A 17,160-nucleotide genomic window follows, 5' to 3' on the forward strand; every position below is an offset into this window, starting at 1 on the left:
TGTCATTGAGCGCTCCTGCAGATGGCATCGAGGGTTGTGCGTTGATCGGCGGAAGCACCGGCTATGATCTCTGCTTCGCAATTCCCCTTCGTGGGCTGCGTAATAAGAAGACGGTTCTTTTCGGCAATATTCTCAAGATAGGCCTGTCCATCGTAGCCAACCACGAAGTCATGCTTGCCATCGACCGTGCCGGTGGAACCGGTTTCGATAAAGTCGCCGTTTTCGTTTTTCAGGGTGACCAGAGCGACGCGGCCTCCGGTTTCGACCTTGAAGTCGACAACTGCCCCGCCCCCTTGGGCGGGAACAACGGTCTGCTTGGTCCGGTCTATCCTTGCATCGAGGGGAAGGTTGCCGGGATCGAGCGTGATCGTGTTGGCATCATAGGACCTGAGGTTGGGAAGCAGTATCTTACCCCGCCGGTTTGTCTGTCCGATCGGGCGGTTTTCGAGGGAAATCTCGACGCCCGGCGCCCCCGCATCCACGACAGCAAAGGCATCGTCGATCCGGTTTCCAACGAACACATCACCCCCCGCAATTGCGATCGATCCATCCACCTGCGCGTAGGCTTGCGTGCTGCCATTGAACTGATCAACGCCGGCCGCGACACGCGCAATGCTTCCACGATAGCTGCCGGATGCGGAGATGATTTCACTGCTTCCTCTAGAACCACGCAAACGCCAGCCGTAGCTTCCTTCGGTCTGCTGTTCTGATTTCGCCAGATCAGCTGTCACAGAGTAACCGTCGTCATCGGATGACAACCCGACCGAGCTTGAAACCCCGTTGCCGAATGTCCACGAAAGCCCGGCAAAGATGCCGTAGGAACCTTTGTCCTCAAGGTCCTTATAGGCGGTGACGAAAATGTTGCCGCTCTCGCCGAACGAACGGGTTGCTGAAAGTCCGAGCAACCGGGACTTTCGTTCGTCGAAGGTCTCAAGTTGCGTGTAGGAGAAATTCAGGCTGGTCTTGTCGAAGCCGAGTTGGGTTGAAACGGAGACCTGATCGAGGGCACGAGGCGCCCTAGCACTGATCGAGCCCCATTTGCTCTTCGACATGTCGGCGGAAACGGATGCGATGTCATGGTAGTCGCCAAACGTGCGTTGTGACCTCGCGGCAAACTGGACGCCAAGCAATTCGGCTTCGACACTTGCTGCGAGTAGGTAGCCGCTCTGTGTTCCAAACTGGCTGGTCGCACCGGAGACGGTCCCCAGTCCTGACGTGCCGAGCGTGAAAACGCCACCCAGACCGACATTGTAGAAGTCTTCGCCACCCTCGGCATGGGCTTCGAGGGTGAGCTTATCCGAGAGCCCGTAGCGAACAGTTGCAGACCCAAGCAATCTTTTATCATAGTCGAACGATGAGGTTCCGTAGTCATTGCGTGCAAAACCCAGCTCTGCGGAAAAATCGATCAGTCCCTTTGCGAGTAGGTCGGCCGAGGCAAAAAACGGCGTTTCCGATATGGTCTCGCGCCCCAGCGCATCGCGGACAACCAGGCGTGCATTGCCGGCACCACTCACGACGGGGAGATTGGTGATGGAGAACGGGCCTTCCGGAACGTCCTGCGATATGCGCCGGATATTATCGACATAGACGTCTACGGTGGAGGGTACGGCCGCAGAGCCAGAAAACTCCGGCATTGGCATCGTGACAATGTCTGGCCGCAGGTCGAAGTTCCGGCGTATCTGTATCCCGCCAAGTCGCGCCGGTCGTGTCCACACTAATCCGCCGATGATCAGGTCACCTGCCCGATAGGTTGTCAGGGTCTTCTGGTCGGAATAGGTCCAGCTCGTGTCGAGGCGTCTTGTATCGAACTGATCTAGCCTCGATGTGCTCAACACCTGCGAGGAAGACAGGACGCCAAGCGGACCGAACATCCGACCTTCCAGAAGGGCTGACACACCATTGAATTCGGCAAGGTCGGACCAGTTGGTGCCTCCGGATGATCCATAGATCGTGTAGTTCATCAGGCCCCCCCAATTGCGCACGGCCTCGCTTTCTGGCTCTTCATCGTCTTCAGGTGCGGGTTTCGCCGACGCATCGATGACCTTGCCGGCCCGAGCCGTCACAGGCACCGTGAAATAGATCGACTGGGTGCTTTCGTCGTAACGCGCGGTGACATCCGGAAGCTTCGAGATATCGATCCAGCCGTCCTCAGCCTTCGCGCTATCAACCGGTGTGATGCCGACGTTCTTCAACTGAACCGGTTCGATGAACAGTGAGCCGGTGCCGTTTTGACGAAATGTGGCGATCAGTTCTGTCGAGACGTCGTTAATATAAACCTCGAGCTGCAGTGGTATTGCCCCTTCTGCGGATAAAGAGGCTGGTGGTGCCGCAGGAGGTGAATCCTGCGCCACGGCAAAACCGCTCGATGAAATGATCGTTAAACCTGCAATCGTCAAAACGGCAAGGCTAACCGCCGTTGAGGCGCGCCGTCGCATTGACGGGGCCGCCTTCACTGTCAGCCGAGACCTTTAGCGTGCCTCCGGCTCTTTTCCCGACTGCTGGAATGAGCCAGCTTGCCCCCGATTTTCCAAGGACATAACCGACCAGTCCTTGCTGCTGCGCCACTGCCTGGCCATTGCCGCCGAGAAGCTTGAGATTGGCGATACGCAGTCGCTTCAGACCCTTGTTGGAGACTGTTACCTGATAACCGTTTGCTTTCGGTGTGACGGTCCAGACAGGCTCTGCGTCAGAGGCGGATGCATTCGAGAAGAAGACAGGTATGGAGTGGCGGACGACAAGGTTGACCGTGCCGGATGGAGCCTTGGTCTGAACCGGCAATTCATCCACCATGATGCGGTAACTCTCTTCAGCCTTTATGGGGGCTTTGGAGAGCCGAACGATCCGCACGAGGTTTTCAGCGCCTGGCTTTAATTGTGTCATTGGTGGACTGGCGACAACATCTTCTGCCGCCGTCAGGACGTCGCTGCCGTTCTGCTGGGTCCAGCGGAATATTCTGACCTGCACGTTGATCGGAATTTTTGCATCATTCCAGATGCGAAGACTGCTGGAGGCGGCTGGTGCCCTCAGATCGAGAATGACGGGCGAAACCCGTAGAGACGTTGCGTGTGAAGGTGAAACAGACAGTCCGGCAATGAACGCAGCCGCTAAGGTACAAATACGCATGCGCGATCCTCCCTCTGGCGATCAATAGGTGAGCGTTGCCCTCACAGTGTCGGTGTAGACGCCCGGTACGGGTGTCGTCTGAGCAGTTACGCGCCCGTAAACGGTAAAGGTCTGGGCAGCACCCGTTCCCGTTCCCGTTTGTCTGTCCAACCCGACTGTATCTCCCCACACCTGGGAGTGGCCGGTATCCTGGAAAAGGGAATAGGAAATGGTTGCTCCGCTTGTTCCCGTCATCAGTCGGTTGGCTACAGTGGCGCCGCTCCCGGCCCCCGCGCTCAGGCCAAGTGTATAGGGCGTCGTTGATGTGCATTGAACGACGATCTGGCTTGTCGCATCCACGATTCCGGCAATGAAGCCGCTGTTGCCGAAGTTGAGCAACCCGGCAGAGTTGATCTGGCACGCCGCCTGAATGGTAATCTGGACGGTAAAGTCTGACGTCGTGGAAACTTGCGCAGTGCTTGATGCTGGCACCAACATTAACGCTGCAAGCGTTGCGATGGCCCCTGATATCGCGAACTTCATGCTCTTCCCCCCGTGCTGTCACACCGCTGCTTTGCCGACGATGCGAAACAACCGATCACTCGAATAGCGAGTAATAAGAATATGCTAATACTCGTATCGATTGGGTTAATGAAATCTTAACACGGCAAACCGAAAACTATCGGGCGAAAATGCAGTATGCGAAACAACCAATTGGCCGCGGCGTCAAAACACGAGATTGACCGCTTGCGCGAGATCCAACGGCAGACCTCGCTCATCAAGCTCTGGACGGAGCTTTACCTCGTGAGCTGATCACAAAAAGGAAATATGGCCCTCCAATGAATGCGGCGATTACACCTGCCGGGATTTCGTAAGGGAAGTCGGCAGTGCGCCCAAACCAGTCGGCACAAATCATGATCGCTGCACCGGTTACACCAGCAGTCAGAAGCGTGCGTATCTGACTACGCGCACCAGTCATGCGCGCCAAATGAGGTGCCATCATCCCGACGAAACTCAACGGGCCGACGATCATTGTTGCGATGCCGGTCAGAAAGGCAGCAAACACTAACAGCAGGAGACGGGACCGAGACGGGTTCACACCAAGTGAGCGCGCCGTACTATCGCCGAGCGGCAATATCTCTAATGCGCGGCGAAAGAGCGGCGAGAGCGAAAGACCGATCAACACGAGGGCGGTTGCAATGATTGCGACGATGCTGGTGGCGCGGAATGTCGGGCCCATCGTCCAGGCCAGTATGTAGCTCGCGCGTGGATCACCGCTCGCGACGATCAGCGATATCAGTGCGGTTGCCAGAGCACTTATCGCAATGCCAGAAAGCAGAACCGGCCCTGGCGCGTAGCTTTTGCCTCTTGCGACGATCAGCACGATCGTAAAGGCGACCATAGCGCCTGCCACTCCTCCGGCAAGAGGAAGCAATGGTGAGGCCATGCCGCCAGCGAAGAATGCAAGGATGATCCCCAATCCAGCTCCGCCACTGACACCAAGCCCTTCGGGACTGGCAATGGGGTTGCGGGTCATGGCTTGGGTAACTGCGCCGGCTATGCCCAGCATGGCGCCAGCGCTGGCCGAAGTCAGGACACGCGGCCATCGGCCTGCAAAAAGGACCGATGGCTCGACGTTTCCTGTGAAAAAACGCTCCGTCAGGGAAAACGCTGTGAGCAGTGCAAGAATAGCCACAGAGACGAAAACCACGAGCAGAGCAGACTTGCCCCGCAACGCCGGCGCAAAGTCGTTGTGATACGACTGGTCGTTTGTGTGCGGAACGTATTTGACAAGCAGTAACATCAGAACAGCGCCTGTGATCGCAGTAATCGTACCCGTTGGCACCTCACCGATAACCGGAGCGGCGACCAGCACAAGGCTGTCCGCGAGCATGAGAAGGGCTGCGCCGAGCAGTGTTCCCCAGACAAGTCTTTGCCGAAGTGTACGGGCGCCGGATAGTCGGACGATGTTGGTCGCTGCAAGGCCGATAAAGGCGATCACTCCGACACGTGCGACAACGCAAGCTGACAACACGGTGGCAAGGAATAAAACAGCAATGCGAAGACTGGAGGGGGATAGTCCGAGCCCGCGTGCCTGTGTCTCGTCAAGGCCTATAATCGCCAAAGGCCGAGAGAACAACAACAGTGCAGGGATCAGAATAACAAGGCGTGACGCTAGTGCTTGTGCGTTGGTGTAGTCATTCTGGATGAGCGAACCGCTGCCCCAGATGAAGACACCTCGCAGGTACTCGTGATGGAAAAGTGCCAGGATAACGGACGCCGAACCTGCAGAGAAGCTAATCACCATACCGCAGAGCAGAAGTGTCATCGGCGAGAAGTCAGATCTCCTTGCCAGTCCCGCGACGATGAAAACTGCCGCAATTCCGCCGGCAAGCCCCGCGATCTCCCGGTCGTGAGCGCTCACTGTGGCGACGGAAAGAGACAGGAGCGTGATAGCGAGCTGCGCGCCGGATAGGATGCCGAGCGTGGATGGTTCTGCCAAAGGGTTACGCAGGATCTGCTGAAATATCGTACCTGCAAAAGCGAGCGCGCCGCCTGCCAGTATCGCGACCACGATGCGGGGTAGCAAGGAGAAACGAACATAGATCTGATCGAAGGATGCCGGATCGGGTTGCATCAGCATGTGTGGCACATCCGGGAGCGAAACACGGCCCGCAATTGCAGAAGCGTAAAGCGCTACGGCAATAACGGCGGTAACGACACAAAGGCGCGACGGTTTGACGAGACGTAAAATCATGAAAACCCAAGGCCTTGGCGAAGTACCTCTGCGAAGCGCATCGCGGATGGAAAGGCCCCGAAGACCCAGGTTGGTGGTATCATGCAAACCCGTCCTTCCCGGACCATTGGCAAAGCCTGCCAGAGTGAGCTTTGCAGGAAGGAGCTGGGCGGTGCCGGTTCGATAATGACGAGCCTGGCGTCCGGGAAGCGGGCGATTGCGTCGAGCCCGGCGGTTGCAAAACCCCAATTGTTGGTCGAACCATCCCAGGCGTTGGCAATTCCCATCCGTTTCAGGACATCGTCAAACAGGCCTCCGGCGCCATAAACGTCAATGAGCCTGTCGTCGGTGAACTTGATGATGAGGAGGGGATGCCCGTCATAGGTCGTGAAGTCTCGCGCTATGGCGTCTAACCGACTATTGGACCTGTCGAGGTAGCGATCTGCGACATCGCTCTTTCCCATGCGGGAAGCGATTTCTTTGAGCGCATTTTCCGCGGCCTGGAGCGGTTGTCTTGCCGAACTGTAAAGCGGAAGTGCCAGCGTCGGAGCGATCTCATTGAGACGGTCTGCAGAAATGCCGTATCCTGCTTGGGAAAGGATCAGATCAGGCTTGAGGGCTCGCAGAAGTTCCATGTTCGGCCAAGACCTCAAACCAAGGTCGATCGTGCCGTCTGGCAGAGTAGGGGTCACAACTCGATCTTGATAAAGCGGTGCTTCTGCAACGGCGAGCGGTTTGATGCCAAGAGCAAGAAGGCTTTCGGCCCAACCCCAGTCCAGGACTGCGACCTTCGGAGGCTCTGATCCTGCGTTTGCCAATGTCGGGAGCAACACGCAGGTCAACGCGGCAGCAAATTGCCGCCGCGTCAGCCGATCTTTAGAGTTGGGCAGGGAAACCATCGAGCTACCAGCTGTACTTGAGCGTCGCATAAACGCTCCGACCCTCTCCCCAATAGCACCCGGTTGCTGCGATGCAGGTCGAGACATATTTCTTGTCGAAAATGTTGCTGACGTTAAGCGATGCCTTCAGCCCTTCAAGCTTGGGATTGGCTTTGCCAAAGTCGTAGCGGACAGCCGCATCGAAAACCGTGTAGGACGGGACATCAAACTGATTGGCATTGTCGCCAAAGGTTTGCCCCGTGTATCGCGCACCGCCACCGAAGCTCAGTCCATCCCATGCATCGGACGATTGCACCGCGTAGTCGAGCCAGAGAGATGCCTGTTGGCGCGGGACAAAAGCAAATCGATTTCCCTCATTGCTGATGCCTGCGGCGTTGGGGTTGGCTTTGGTGATTTCGCTGTCCGTATAGGCATAGGATGCGAGCACGGAGAATGCGTCGGTGATCTCTGCTTTTCCTTCCAGCTCGATACCGCGCATTCTGACCTGGCCGGTCTGGACACTGAAGCTCCTGTTTACGGGGTCAGGAGAAAGAACATTGTCCTGAGTGAGGTCATAGGCCGAGAGGGTGATGAAGCTGTTGCTGCCATTCGGCTGATATTTAACGCCGACCTCGAACTGTTCGCCAGTGGTCGGGTTGAAAGCATTGCCGAGGCGGTCCGTGCCACTCGCGGGATTGAACGAGGTGGAGTAGCCCGCATAAGGGGAGATGCCGTTGTCGAAATTGTAGACTAGGCCGGCACGCCAGGTAAAGCGGCCATCGCGTTGGTCAACCTCTCGATCGGACGTGCTCGTGCGGGTTCTTGTGTCGGTATTAGCCCAGTCGTAACGACCACCAAGCGAGAAGACGAAATTATCCCACTCGACCTGATCCTGGGCATAGAGACCGACCTGACTGCGGTCCTGGTCAATCCGCGTTGCGGTCGGCGGTCTTTTGATCGTTGTTGCGCCGTAGACAGGATTTATGCCGTTGAACGGCGTCAAAATTGGGGACAGCGAGGATTCCTCGTAGCGGCTGCTCTCATAGGAATAGTCGAGGCCGAAGAGCGCAGTATGCGCCAAATCTCCCGTCGAGAAATGGCCAACCGCCTGATTGTCGATCGTTACGCCTCTGGCGCTTTCAGGGAATGCCCATGCGTAGCGATAAAAGGCCGTTGGATTGCACGCCGCAGGGCAATAGGGCTGAACGCGCTGGCTATCGGTGCTGATGTAGGAATAACGGAGATTTTGACGCACGGTCCAGGTGTCGCTGAACTCGTGTTCGAACTCGTAACCTATAGCCGCCTGGTCGCTGGTGTAGTGATCGTATCCTGGCTCGCCGGGAAACGCGCTGCGCGGCAATTCCGGATAGTTGCTGGTATAAAGCGTTCCGTTTGCAGGAAGCGCAGGCGCGCCGCCGCCTCCGGGAGAATCGATCCGCTGGTAGCTGCCGTACACGGTCAACGATGTTGCCTCATCCGGTTTGACCGTGAAAGAAGGTGCAATGTAGCCCTTCTTTTCGCGCACGAAATCATATTGTGTGTCGGTCAGGCGACCGAGACCTACGATGCGGTAAAGGAAACTGTCATCGCCGTTGACCGAGCCGCCAACGTCGAATGCGGTCTGAATGCGGCTATCCGAGCCGAACTGCATCTCCACCTCATTTGGTGCAGTTGCACTCGGGCGCTTCGACACCATGTTGATCAGGCCGCCTGGCTCGCCCTGACCATAAAGCACCGACGATGGACCTTTAAGAACTTCGGCACGCTCCAGGCTGAATGGCTCGACGCGGGGCTGAGCGTATCCACGCGATCCGAATGGCAAGCGAAGGCCATCCAGATATCGTCCCGGCCGGAAGCCGCGGATCGTGAACCAGTCATAACGGGCGTCGTCACCGTACTGGCTGATGACACCGGGCGTGTAGCGCAGTGCCTGCGTCAGCGTCGCAGATCCCTGCGCGGCCATCTGGTCCTTCGTAACGACGTTCACCGCCTGAGGTGTGTCTTTCAGCGATGAATCGGTCTTCGTTCCCGTCGCGCTCTGCGTCGCGACAAATCCTTCGACCGGACCGCGTGCCCGCTCTCCCTGCAGCGTAATTGGCTGGAGTGTCGTCGTTCCATCCGTCCCAACTGTCGCAGAGGCGGCCTTCGGATTGACAAGCAATACCGTCGTGGGCGTGGTGAAGCGGTAGGTCAGGCCGGTACCAGCCAGGAGGCTCGACAATGCGCCTTCTGCCGTGGCATTTCCACGCAGACCTTTTGTCCGCAAGTTCGGCGGAAGAGGGCCGTCGAAGCCGACATCGATGCCAGTCGCCGATGAAAAGCGCACCAGCGCGGACGAAAGAGTTTGGCCGGAGATGGCAAACTCATAGCTTTTTGCGTCTTGTGCAGTCGCGATAGATGAAATCGCAACCGGCGTAAAACTGACGCACGCGGCCAGCAACATCCTGCGAAATAGCCGAACTTGATTGGCTCCGACCTGACTTTTCCTAGTCACTTGTTTTGCCCCCTGCAAACACTTGGCCCGACTATTTTCGGGCGTTTCAACAAGGGGACGTACGAGGCTGGGAAAAACCTCGGTCGATTTTGAACTTTTTATTTCGGATAGATCAAGGTCAGCAAAGGCGAGTAGCTGGCAATGCGAATTGGCAGGCCATTCTCAAGATTATCCAATATCGAGCCTGCCCGACGCACGTCGACGATGATGCTGACAGGCCGGCGTGCAAGGGCATTGTCCATGACAATCATCTTGCCACGCCGCCAATTGGAGAGAGTGGCGACGATATCCTCGAATGGCGTCGAGATGAAAACGAGTTTGCCGTCGCGCCATGAAAGCTGGGTCTCGACATCCGCAGATTGAGGCAGGGACAGACGATCATTTGCGAACAGGACCGACTGGCCCTCGTGGACATCCTGTTCCTGGTCGGGCGCCGATACGCGGACTGAATGTTCAACCACAGAAACGGTGACACCATTTTCACGCATGGCGACGGAGAATTTCGTTCCAAGCGCGGTGCTGTTCAAAACGCCGGAACTGACGACGAAGGGTCTGCCTGGATCTGGGGCAACGGTAAAAAATCCCTCTCCTTGGTGCAAAATGATGTGTCGCCCGTCCGCAGTGAAATTGACTGAGATGGCACTTGCAGTCGACAGTTCAACGACCGAGCCGTCGGGAAGCGCATAAAGGGCAGTCTCCCCGACACCTGTGCGATAGTCCGCGTCTGCCTGGAGGTAGGCGCGGGTCCCCAACCCAGCTCCTGCCAAAATTAACAGCGCTCCTCCCGACTTGAGGACTGTTCTGCGCGTCAGGGACGATGTGGGCGAGATCTCGGGGAGCGCCGAAGCGCCGAGCCACAGGCGCTCAAGTTCCGCATATGCCTTCGCATGGGAAGGGCTCTGTTCAAGCCATGCTCGGAAATTGGCGCGATCGGTAGGGCTTGCACCATCATCAAGCAACAAGGCAAACCACTCGGCCGCCTGGCGCGCGATGTCCGGCTGGTCGTCGCGACAGTGTTCCCGTAGAGAATGGTTCTGCATTGCGGCCTCTCTTGTCACCGTTTGAGCGTGAGAGTGGTCAGCGCTCTGCATTCATCTGTGCACGCAATCGCTCAAGCGCGACTACCATATGACCGAAAACCGTCTTTGGCGATATTCCGAGACGTTCGCCAATCTCGACATATGTCAGGCCTTCGATCCGGGATAGCAGGAACACTTCCCGTGCCCGAGGAGGCATGTGCTCGAGCGCTGCCTGAACGCGCAGGAGTTCCTGGCGGCTGATGGTGGCCGCTTCGGCCGAGGGTGTCGGGTCCGAGATGGATTCGAGGCCGTCGATCCCGTCTATAAAGGGGGCAATCTTTTTACGGCGTTCGTGGTCAAGCGCGAGGTTGCGTCCCGTGATCACGAAGTATCCAGCCAGATCAACGACATCGCGCAGGAGGCCCGGACGTTCCCAGAAGCGTATAAAAGTATCCTGCATGAGATCAGCAGTGGTCGCCGGGCAGTGAACGCGACGGTAGATGACGCGTGTCAAACGAGCGCGCACGTCCAAAAATGTCTTGAGAATTTCGGACTGTTCGACGCTTTCCATGGAATGCTGCTATCATCCTTGCACACAAAAAATCAAGAGAAAGATGACGGGAATAGTCATGTTTTTATTTGTAGTGAGATGAGGCGGCGGTCATCCTTCAAAGTCGGTGGAACTGCTGAGGGACGCCCATTTTTCAAGTTCTGCGCGCCGGGACGTATTCGCGTTACGGATCGCGGCTAAGGCGTCACTACCCAACGCCAAGCGAGACGGTGGATTTTCCATCTGGGCAATTTTTAAGATGACCTGAGCGGCCTTGGCCGGATCGCCTGGCTGGCGTCCATTGTAGTCACGTTGAAAACGTGCGGCAGCACCCACCACCGCATCATATTCTGGTCGGCCTTCGCGCAGTTCAGTTGAGCTTCCCGCGAAATCGGTTCTGAAGCCACCGGGCTCGATAATTGTTACCTTCACACCGACAAGTGCCATCTCCTGTGCCAGAACTTCTGAAAATCCTTCCACACCCCACTTGGCTGTGGAGTAACTCGCACGTCCCGTGGAACCCAGACGGCCACCGACCGAAGAGACATTTATGATGTGTCCGTGACGCTGTTCACGCATCAGCGCGATGACAGCCTTGGTGACAATTATGGTACCAAACAGGTTTGTCTCGATCTCGCGTCTCATTTCTTCGATATGAGTGTCTTCGATTGCACTGACGTTGCCGTAACCCGCATTGTTGACGACCACATCGAGGCCACCAAAGGATGACTTTGCAAATTGTACAGCATCGTCCGCAGCTATTGGATCGCTGACATCAAGCGGGAACAGCACAACTCTAGTGGCATGTTTTTCAACCAATGGCTTGAGCGCGTCCACGTTTCGGGCAGTCGCGACAACTTGGTCGCCACTTTCAAGTGCCGCTTCCACCAAGGCTCTTCCGAGGCCCCTGGAGCTTCCCGTAACCAGCCACCTTTTAACCATCGCCTTATCCCTTAATCCTGTTGCACTGGCGATGATATTTCAGCCCAAGTGTATCTCGGCTGTGTCGGCTTTTGCCGCGTTTGCAAGTCTGTGTAGCAAACGCTCCTATCTAAACACTCTGGTACACTTCAGCACCAACCCCAACACATCGGAGACACAAGAGCCCCCGACGATAGCGTCTGCTCCGGACAGATGAGTGCCGGAGACGATCAATTGTCTAGGAAGCTTCGAGATGCGCAAATCGGTAACGTTCAAAAGTTCAGGCTTAAAGATCGCAGGGAATCTGTTCACATCGGATAAACCCAATGGCCGTACGATCGTCATTGGCCATCCTGGTACCGCGGTTAAAGAGCAGTCCCCCGCTCTATATGCACAGAAATTGTCAGAACAGGGCTTCACGCTGCTCACATTCGACGCTGCCTATCAAGGCGAGAGCGAAGGCTTGCCACGAGATTTGGAAAACCCGGCTCAGCGGATTGAAGATTTCAAGGCAGCTGTTTCTTTTCTCAGTGTGCAATCGGACATTGATCCCGCCCGGATAGGGATCCTTGGTATATGTGCGTCTGGTGGCTACGCAATTCCAGCTTCCGTAGGCGACCCTAGAGTAAAGGCAGTTGCTACAGTTGCAGCTGTCGATGTTGGGCTGCAGATACGTGCCGGGGCAGACGGAAATCAGGATCCAGCTGTCCTCATCAATCTACTCGAAGCGGCCGCTGAAGCACGTACTCGTGTCGCGGCTGGCGAAGAGATGGGGCGGTTTCCTGTCTTCCCCGCCGGTCAGGAAGAGGCGCGAGCGGGTGGCCTTCATGTCTTCGAAGGGTGGGAATACTACTGCACTGAACGGTGCAGCCATCCGCGTTCTGCCAGATCTCTTACCTGGGATAGCGTCGATCGGATGGCCACATTCGATGCATTTCGCTTTATAGAAATGATCTCTCCTCGCCCTCTCCTGATGATCACAGCAGAAAATGCTGTAACCGCATGGATGACGTTGGATGCCTTCGAGCGCGCTAAGGAGCCTAAGATGCTCTATGTGGTCGACAACGCAACCCATGTCGATCTTTATGATCGCGAAGCGTCCGTCAATGACGCTTTATCCAGGTTGGTTGATTTCTTTTCAGAAGCACTCTGACGTTTCAAGCAGGAGGAAGAACTGCCGGTTACGCTCCCGGCCTTCGCCGATCAGAAGAGCCACCCAGCTCCATGACGCTTTGGTCTCAATGACGAGAATAAATCTCGCTCGTCGCATCATCTGAAGTTTAACGTCTATCTTCAGGCGCTATGAGAGATTTGTCCTAAGCTGATTGTTTGAATTTAGGTCAATAAATTTTGGTTGCGCCGCCACGTAACAACGCGGCGACGCACCATTGCACGCAGGTGCGTGCGAAAGCAGATCAATCAGACAGAAGTGACGTTTTCCGCCTTGGACTTTCCGGTTTTCCGGTCCTGGCCAAGCTCGTAGCTCACTTTTTCGCCGTCACGAAGCGGGGCCGAACCCTGGACTGCCGAAATGTGGACGAAGACGTCAGCGCCGCCGTTATCCGGCGTAATAAAGCCGAAGCCCTTGTCCTGATTGAAAAATTTTACTGTGCCAGTGGCCATGTATATCCCCGTAAATGATCGGCGGCTTGTTTGCCGCTGCGGGAGAATAGGTATCGATGCCGTGAACGGCAATCCTGTTTTTACTAAAAAACCGTGCGAGGCCGCTTTACTGGTAAGAATCATTCGCTTTGATGATGGCCGATGAATGAACGAATTCCGAAATCCTGCCGCTTAAATCACCTTCGGTAAAGCACAGCCGGTTTGGGCGAAGAGACACCAACGCGCCTCAGAAAAAGAACGCGGACTTTGCCGATCCGCCGAAACAGCAAAGTCGGATTGAAGAAGGAACTTTTAAACGATGACTCTAGGAGAGCTCATACGCGCCTACCGTCCGCACCTGGACGATGCCTCAGTGGGTGTCCGGCGCAGTTGGGAGGAGACCTTCAGGTATACGCTCAGACATTATCCGGAGAGAACCCAACTGGAAGATTTCGATCTGGATGTCCTGGGTGAACGAATGGCGGCGGCGGGTATCCAGAAGCAGTTCGTGGATGGTTATGTCAATCGCTGGCGTGAGCTGTTGAAACTCGCAAGCCAGCTTTGAAGCGTCTGGATTTGCCCTGACCGAATCCACCCTGAATTAGGGCAGAAGGGCGCCTCGAATATGGACATTGAACCTGATCATCCCCATCTCTGTTCTGAGATCAACAAGGGAGGTTGCGATGTCGCGTCCTGCCGTTCCGGCTGTCCAAAATCAGGTTGTTCAGGTTCTTGCGCCGGCACGATTGTCGCGTCGGGCCACAGTACTCTGCGAGTGCTGTCGGGAACGCAAATCCGCGCGCGATTTCGACATGGATGGATGCGGGATCTGCAACAGTTGCCTCGAGTGTGACACGCTCCTCGTTCAGCTGGATTCTGATGACGAAAGCCCTGGAGCCTATACCATAACCGTTGACCGAAACGGCTGATTGGTGCTCGGTTCTGCCCAAGCTTCAGTTTCTCGAACCGTGCAACCCGAGCTGTATTTGGAACCCAGCGAAGCCGGGTGGATGGAAATACCGAGTGGGCGTTACGATCCACCCCGATTCTTGTAGATTATCCAGCAATCGGTGGGTTAAGGCGCGCAAACCCTTCCTGACGGTAGTAGGGTGAGTGCGGGTAGGGAGGCGTTACAGCGCTTGCTTCGTCGAGTGTTCGCAGTTGAGCGGGGTTCAGGGTCCAGCCGATTGCACCGAGGTTCTGTCGCAGTTGATCCGCATTGCGCGCGCCGATGATGACTGAGGACACGGTCGGGCGTTGCAGAAGCCAGTTGAGCGCGATCTGCGACACTGTCTTTCCGGTCTCCTCGGCTATTGCGTCAAGAGTGTCAACAACGCGATAAAGCAGTTCATCGTCAACCGGTGGCCCAAAGCTCGCAGTTTCATGCAGCCGGCTTTTTTCCGGAAGCGGAACGCCGCGCCGGATTTTCCCAGTCAATCGTCCCCAGCCAAGCGGCGACCAGACCATTGCACCAAGGCCCTGATCCTCGCCAAGAGGCATGAGATCCCACTCATAATCACGCCCGATAAGGGAATAGTAGACCTGGTTCGCTACATAACGCGGCCAGCCGTGTCGCTCGGCAACAGCAAGTGATTTCATGATCTGCCAGCCGGAGAAGTTCGACACCCCGACATAACGGATTTTTCCGGCGCGAACGAGCATATCGAGCGTCGACAGGACTTCCTCGACTGGCGTAGCCGCATCGAAGGCATGAAGCTGGAAGATATCGATATGATCGGTGGAGAGACGGCGCAGCGCATTTTCGACGGCCTTTACCAGATGAAGGCGTGAGGAACCCGCATCGTTCGGCCCATCACTGGTTGGGAGTGTCGCTTTGGTCGAAATCAGAACCGCATCGCGTCGCCCCCTGATTGCCTGACCAAGCAGCTCTTCCGACGCACCATTGGAGTAGACGTCAGCAGTGTCGAACAGATTGACGCCAGCCTCCAGGCAAATGTCCACGAAGCGACTTGCCTCCGTTGCATCAGAGGTGCCCCAGTTGCTGAACAGTGGGCCTGTTCCACCAAAAGTTCCTGTTCCGAAGGAGAGAACTGGGACCTTGAGTCCCGACCTTCCGAGATAGCGATATTCCATGACACCAACCTTTGCCTGATGATGAGCGATCAGAACCCTGCGGCCAGATCTTCGGCTTGCGTGACCGTGAAATTAAGATAGGCGACGGAACGTCATTGAAATAGACTGAGTTAAATAACATCACTTGTGAGATAGATTCATCATGGCGAGACCTGAGGTAAACCGGTTTGGTGAGATGGAGGTCTTTGTGCGGGTAGTCGAACTCGGTGGCTTCTCACAGGCGGCCAGGGCGGCGCATCTCACACCGTCAGCGGTCAGCAAACTCATAGCCCGACTGGAGTCGCGCCTCGGCGCAAGGCTGCTTAACCGATCAACACGGCAGTTGAAGCTCACGGCAGAGGGCTGCGTTTTTTATGAACGCGCAACCCGCCTGCTTGCCGACCTCGAGGACGCGGAGCGCACGGCAGGCCTCGGTGAGCAGGCGGTGGGGCGTGTTCGCGTGAACACGAGTGCCTCCTATTTCAATCACATCCTCGCACCGGTCTTGCCGGAATTTCTTGCGCGTCACGCTGGCGTGACGGTCGATTTCATGCAGACCGATACCGTTGTTGATCTCGTGACGGACAGGACAGATGTTGCGATCCGGGCCGGGCCCTTGAAAAGTTCCAGCCTGTTGGCACGCAAGCTTGGCCAAACGCCGCTCATGATCGTAGCCGCGCCCTCGTACCTGGAACGGTATGGTGAACCCCGGGCGATTGAAGACCTCGAGGCGCATAATCGCCTCGGCTTCGGATATACAAGATCCGTTGAAGGATGGCTGCTTCACGACGGCGTCAAAACGGTCAACATTCCGGTCACCGGTCGGGTTCAGGTCAGTGACGGTGAAGGCATGCGCCATCTTTGCCTTGCAGGCGTCGGCATCGCCCGACTTGCAGCCTTCACGGTGAGAAAGGACATTGCCGCTGGCCGGCTCGTGGCACTGCTTGACCATCTCGACCCGGGACAGGAGGAGGAATTCCATGCTGTCTATATCGGCCAGGGCGGCCCGGTACCGTCTCGCGTCCGTGCACTGTTGGACTTCCTGGCCGAAAGAGCAAGGGTGAACTAGGCGAATATCACCCTTTTTGCTTCTGGTTCGCTCAGATCACTTTATCTGAATGGGCGCCTTCACCGTCTCGACTGTCAGCCTGTGTATGCGGTTGTCTCGCGCGGTCCAGTCGATCGACTGTCCGGACGACAAGCCAATCAATGCGGCGCCAATCGGTGTCATGATCGAGATTTTTCCTTCGGCAATATCGGCCTCACCGGGATAGACGAGCGTAACCTGGCGGTCTTCACCAAGATCGCTGGTATAACGGAGAGACGATCCCATTCTGACAACCCCCTCTGGCAGTTCCAGATCGTCGACAATGCGGGCGCGTTCCAGTTCGGTCAGGAGCGCATCCGAGACCTCAGGGTTTTGCAATGCCTGACTGTCGGCGAGCCTTGTGAGGCGTTCGTATTCCGAACGGGCGATGGTGATGGAAGGCTTGCTCTTGTGTGCCACGTCAATACTCTTGAATATTCGCGGCTGCAGTCACTGCGCCACGTGATGATTTCAGGAAATTTCAGGATCGCTGTCGCCTTGATTGTTGGCGGACGGTAAAGCCAACACTTGCGCCCCTCGACCGGGCGCGACACGACCGGGCCGGGGGTCAGATTCCCGCGATGACAAAAACCCGCTTCAAAACGGTATCGAGACACATGATCAGCATGAGCTGAACATGGCTCTCTCACCTCTTTCAGTCAACCCAGATGGCCGTAGCGTGGGACAAAAGAAGTTA

15 protein-coding genes are annotated in these 17,160 nt (G+C 56.4%); 3 read left to right on the top strand and 12 right to left on the bottom strand.

The annotated features are described in order from the left end of the window. Positions 1–2: 2 nt before the first annotated feature. From HWX89_RS26020 to HWX89_RS26060, 9 genes are all read right to left on the bottom strand, one after another. The gene (locus HWX89_RS26020; protein WP_138791640.1) at positions 3–2,435 is read right to left on the bottom strand and encodes a fimbria/pilus outer membrane usher protein; all 2,433 of its coding nucleotides are present in this window, start codon (positions 2,433–2,435) and stop codon (positions 3–5) included. Continuing rightward, positions 2,407–3,123, bottom strand: a complete 717-nt coding sequence (locus HWX89_RS26025; RefSeq protein ID WP_138791641.1) for a fimbrial biogenesis chaperone — start codon at positions 3,121–3,123, stop codon at positions 2,407–2,409. The genes HWX89_RS26020 and HWX89_RS26025 overlap by 29 nt, the downstream gene beginning before the upstream one ends. A 21-nt stretch (positions 3,124–3,144) precedes the next feature. Continuing rightward, entirely contained in the window at positions 3,145–3,645 is a 501-nt protein-coding gene (locus tag HWX89_RS26030) for a Csu type fimbrial protein (protein WP_138791642.1), read from the bottom strand. Positions 3,646–3,880: 235 nt separating this feature from the next. Then, the gene (gene fhuB / locus HWX89_RS26035) at positions 3,881–5,860 is read right to left on the bottom strand and encodes a Fe(3+)-hydroxamate ABC transporter permease FhuB (RefSeq protein WP_138791643.1); all 1,980 of its coding nucleotides are present in this window, start codon (positions 5,858–5,860) and stop codon (positions 3,881–3,883) included. Further along, positions 5,857–6,768 carry an ABC transporter substrate-binding protein gene (locus HWX89_RS26040; RefSeq protein WP_246705318.1) on the bottom strand — a complete coding sequence of 304 codons (912 nt, stop codon included), beginning with the start codon at positions 6,766–6,768 and terminating at the stop codon, positions 5,857–5,859. Before HWX89_RS26040 ends, fhuB begins: the two co-directional genes overlap by 4 nt. Beyond that, a complete protein-coding gene (locus HWX89_RS26045) occupies positions 6,743–9,211 on the bottom strand; it encodes a TonB-dependent siderophore receptor (RefSeq protein WP_353505735.1) in 2,469 nt (822 codons plus the stop codon). Before HWX89_RS26045 ends, HWX89_RS26040 begins: the two co-directional genes overlap by 26 nt. Before the next feature lie 98 nt (positions 9,212–9,309). After that, on the bottom strand, positions 9,310–10,251 hold the full coding sequence (locus HWX89_RS26050; protein ID WP_138791644.1) for a FecR family protein: 942 nt from the start codon (positions 10,249–10,251) through the stop codon (positions 9,310–9,312). A gap of 37 nt (positions 10,252–10,288) precedes the next feature. After that, complete coding sequence (locus HWX89_RS26055; RefSeq protein WP_138791645.1) at positions 10,289–10,801, bottom strand: RNA polymerase sigma factor; 513 nt, start codon at positions 10,799–10,801, stop codon at positions 10,289–10,291. A 90-nt stretch (positions 10,802–10,891) separates the two neighbouring features. After that, on the bottom strand, positions 10,892–11,722 hold the full coding sequence (locus tag HWX89_RS26060; protein ID WP_138791646.1) for an oxidoreductase: 831 nt from the start codon (positions 11,720–11,722) through the stop codon (positions 10,892–10,894). A gap of 232 nt (positions 11,723–11,954) precedes the next feature. Here HWX89_RS26060 and HWX89_RS26065 point away from each other — a divergent pair, with 232 nt between their 5' ends. Continuing rightward, on the top strand, positions 11,955–12,854 hold the full coding sequence (locus HWX89_RS26065; protein WP_138791647.1) for an alpha/beta hydrolase: 900 nt from the start codon (positions 11,955–11,957) through the stop codon (positions 12,852–12,854). Positions 12,855–13,120: 266 nt separating this feature from the next. Here the strand turns inward: HWX89_RS26065 and HWX89_RS26070 are convergent, their stop codons facing one another. Continuing rightward, positions 13,121–13,324: a cold-shock protein gene (locus tag HWX89_RS26070; protein WP_138791648.1), complete on the bottom strand. Its 204-nt coding sequence runs from the start codon at positions 13,322–13,324 to the stop codon at positions 13,121–13,123. A gap of 298 nt (positions 13,325–13,622) precedes the next feature. Here HWX89_RS26070 and HWX89_RS26075 point away from each other — a divergent pair, with 298 nt between their 5' ends. Then, on the top strand, positions 13,623–13,868 hold the full coding sequence (locus tag HWX89_RS26075) for a hypothetical protein (RefSeq protein ID WP_138791649.1): 246 nt from the start codon (positions 13,623–13,625) through the stop codon (positions 13,866–13,868). A 491-nt stretch (positions 13,869–14,359) separates the two neighbouring features. Here HWX89_RS26075 and HWX89_RS26080 read toward each other — a convergent pair whose 3' ends face one another. Continuing rightward, complete coding sequence (locus tag HWX89_RS26080) at positions 14,360–15,397, bottom strand: aldo/keto reductase (protein ID WP_138791650.1); 1,038 nt, start codon at positions 15,395–15,397, stop codon at positions 14,360–14,362. Positions 15,398–15,539: 142 nt separating this feature from the next. Between HWX89_RS26080 and HWX89_RS26085 the strand changes: the two genes are divergently transcribed. Beyond that, on the top strand, positions 15,540–16,445 hold the full coding sequence (locus tag HWX89_RS26085; protein ID WP_138791651.1) for a LysR family transcriptional regulator: 906 nt from the start codon (positions 15,540–15,542) through the stop codon (positions 16,443–16,445). 36 nt (positions 16,446–16,481) lie between these two features. Here HWX89_RS26085 and rnk read toward each other — a convergent pair whose 3' ends face one another. After that, positions 16,482–16,883: a nucleoside diphosphate kinase regulator gene (rnk, locus tag HWX89_RS26090; protein WP_353505736.1), complete on the bottom strand. Its 402-nt coding sequence runs from the start codon at positions 16,881–16,883 to the stop codon at positions 16,482–16,484. Between the last annotated feature and the right edge of the window lie 277 nt (positions 16,884–17,160).

Source organism: Rhizobium sp. RM (assembly GCF_013390595.1).
Classification (GTDB): domain Bacteria; phylum Pseudomonadota; class Alphaproteobacteria; order Rhizobiales; family Rhizobiaceae; genus Agrobacterium.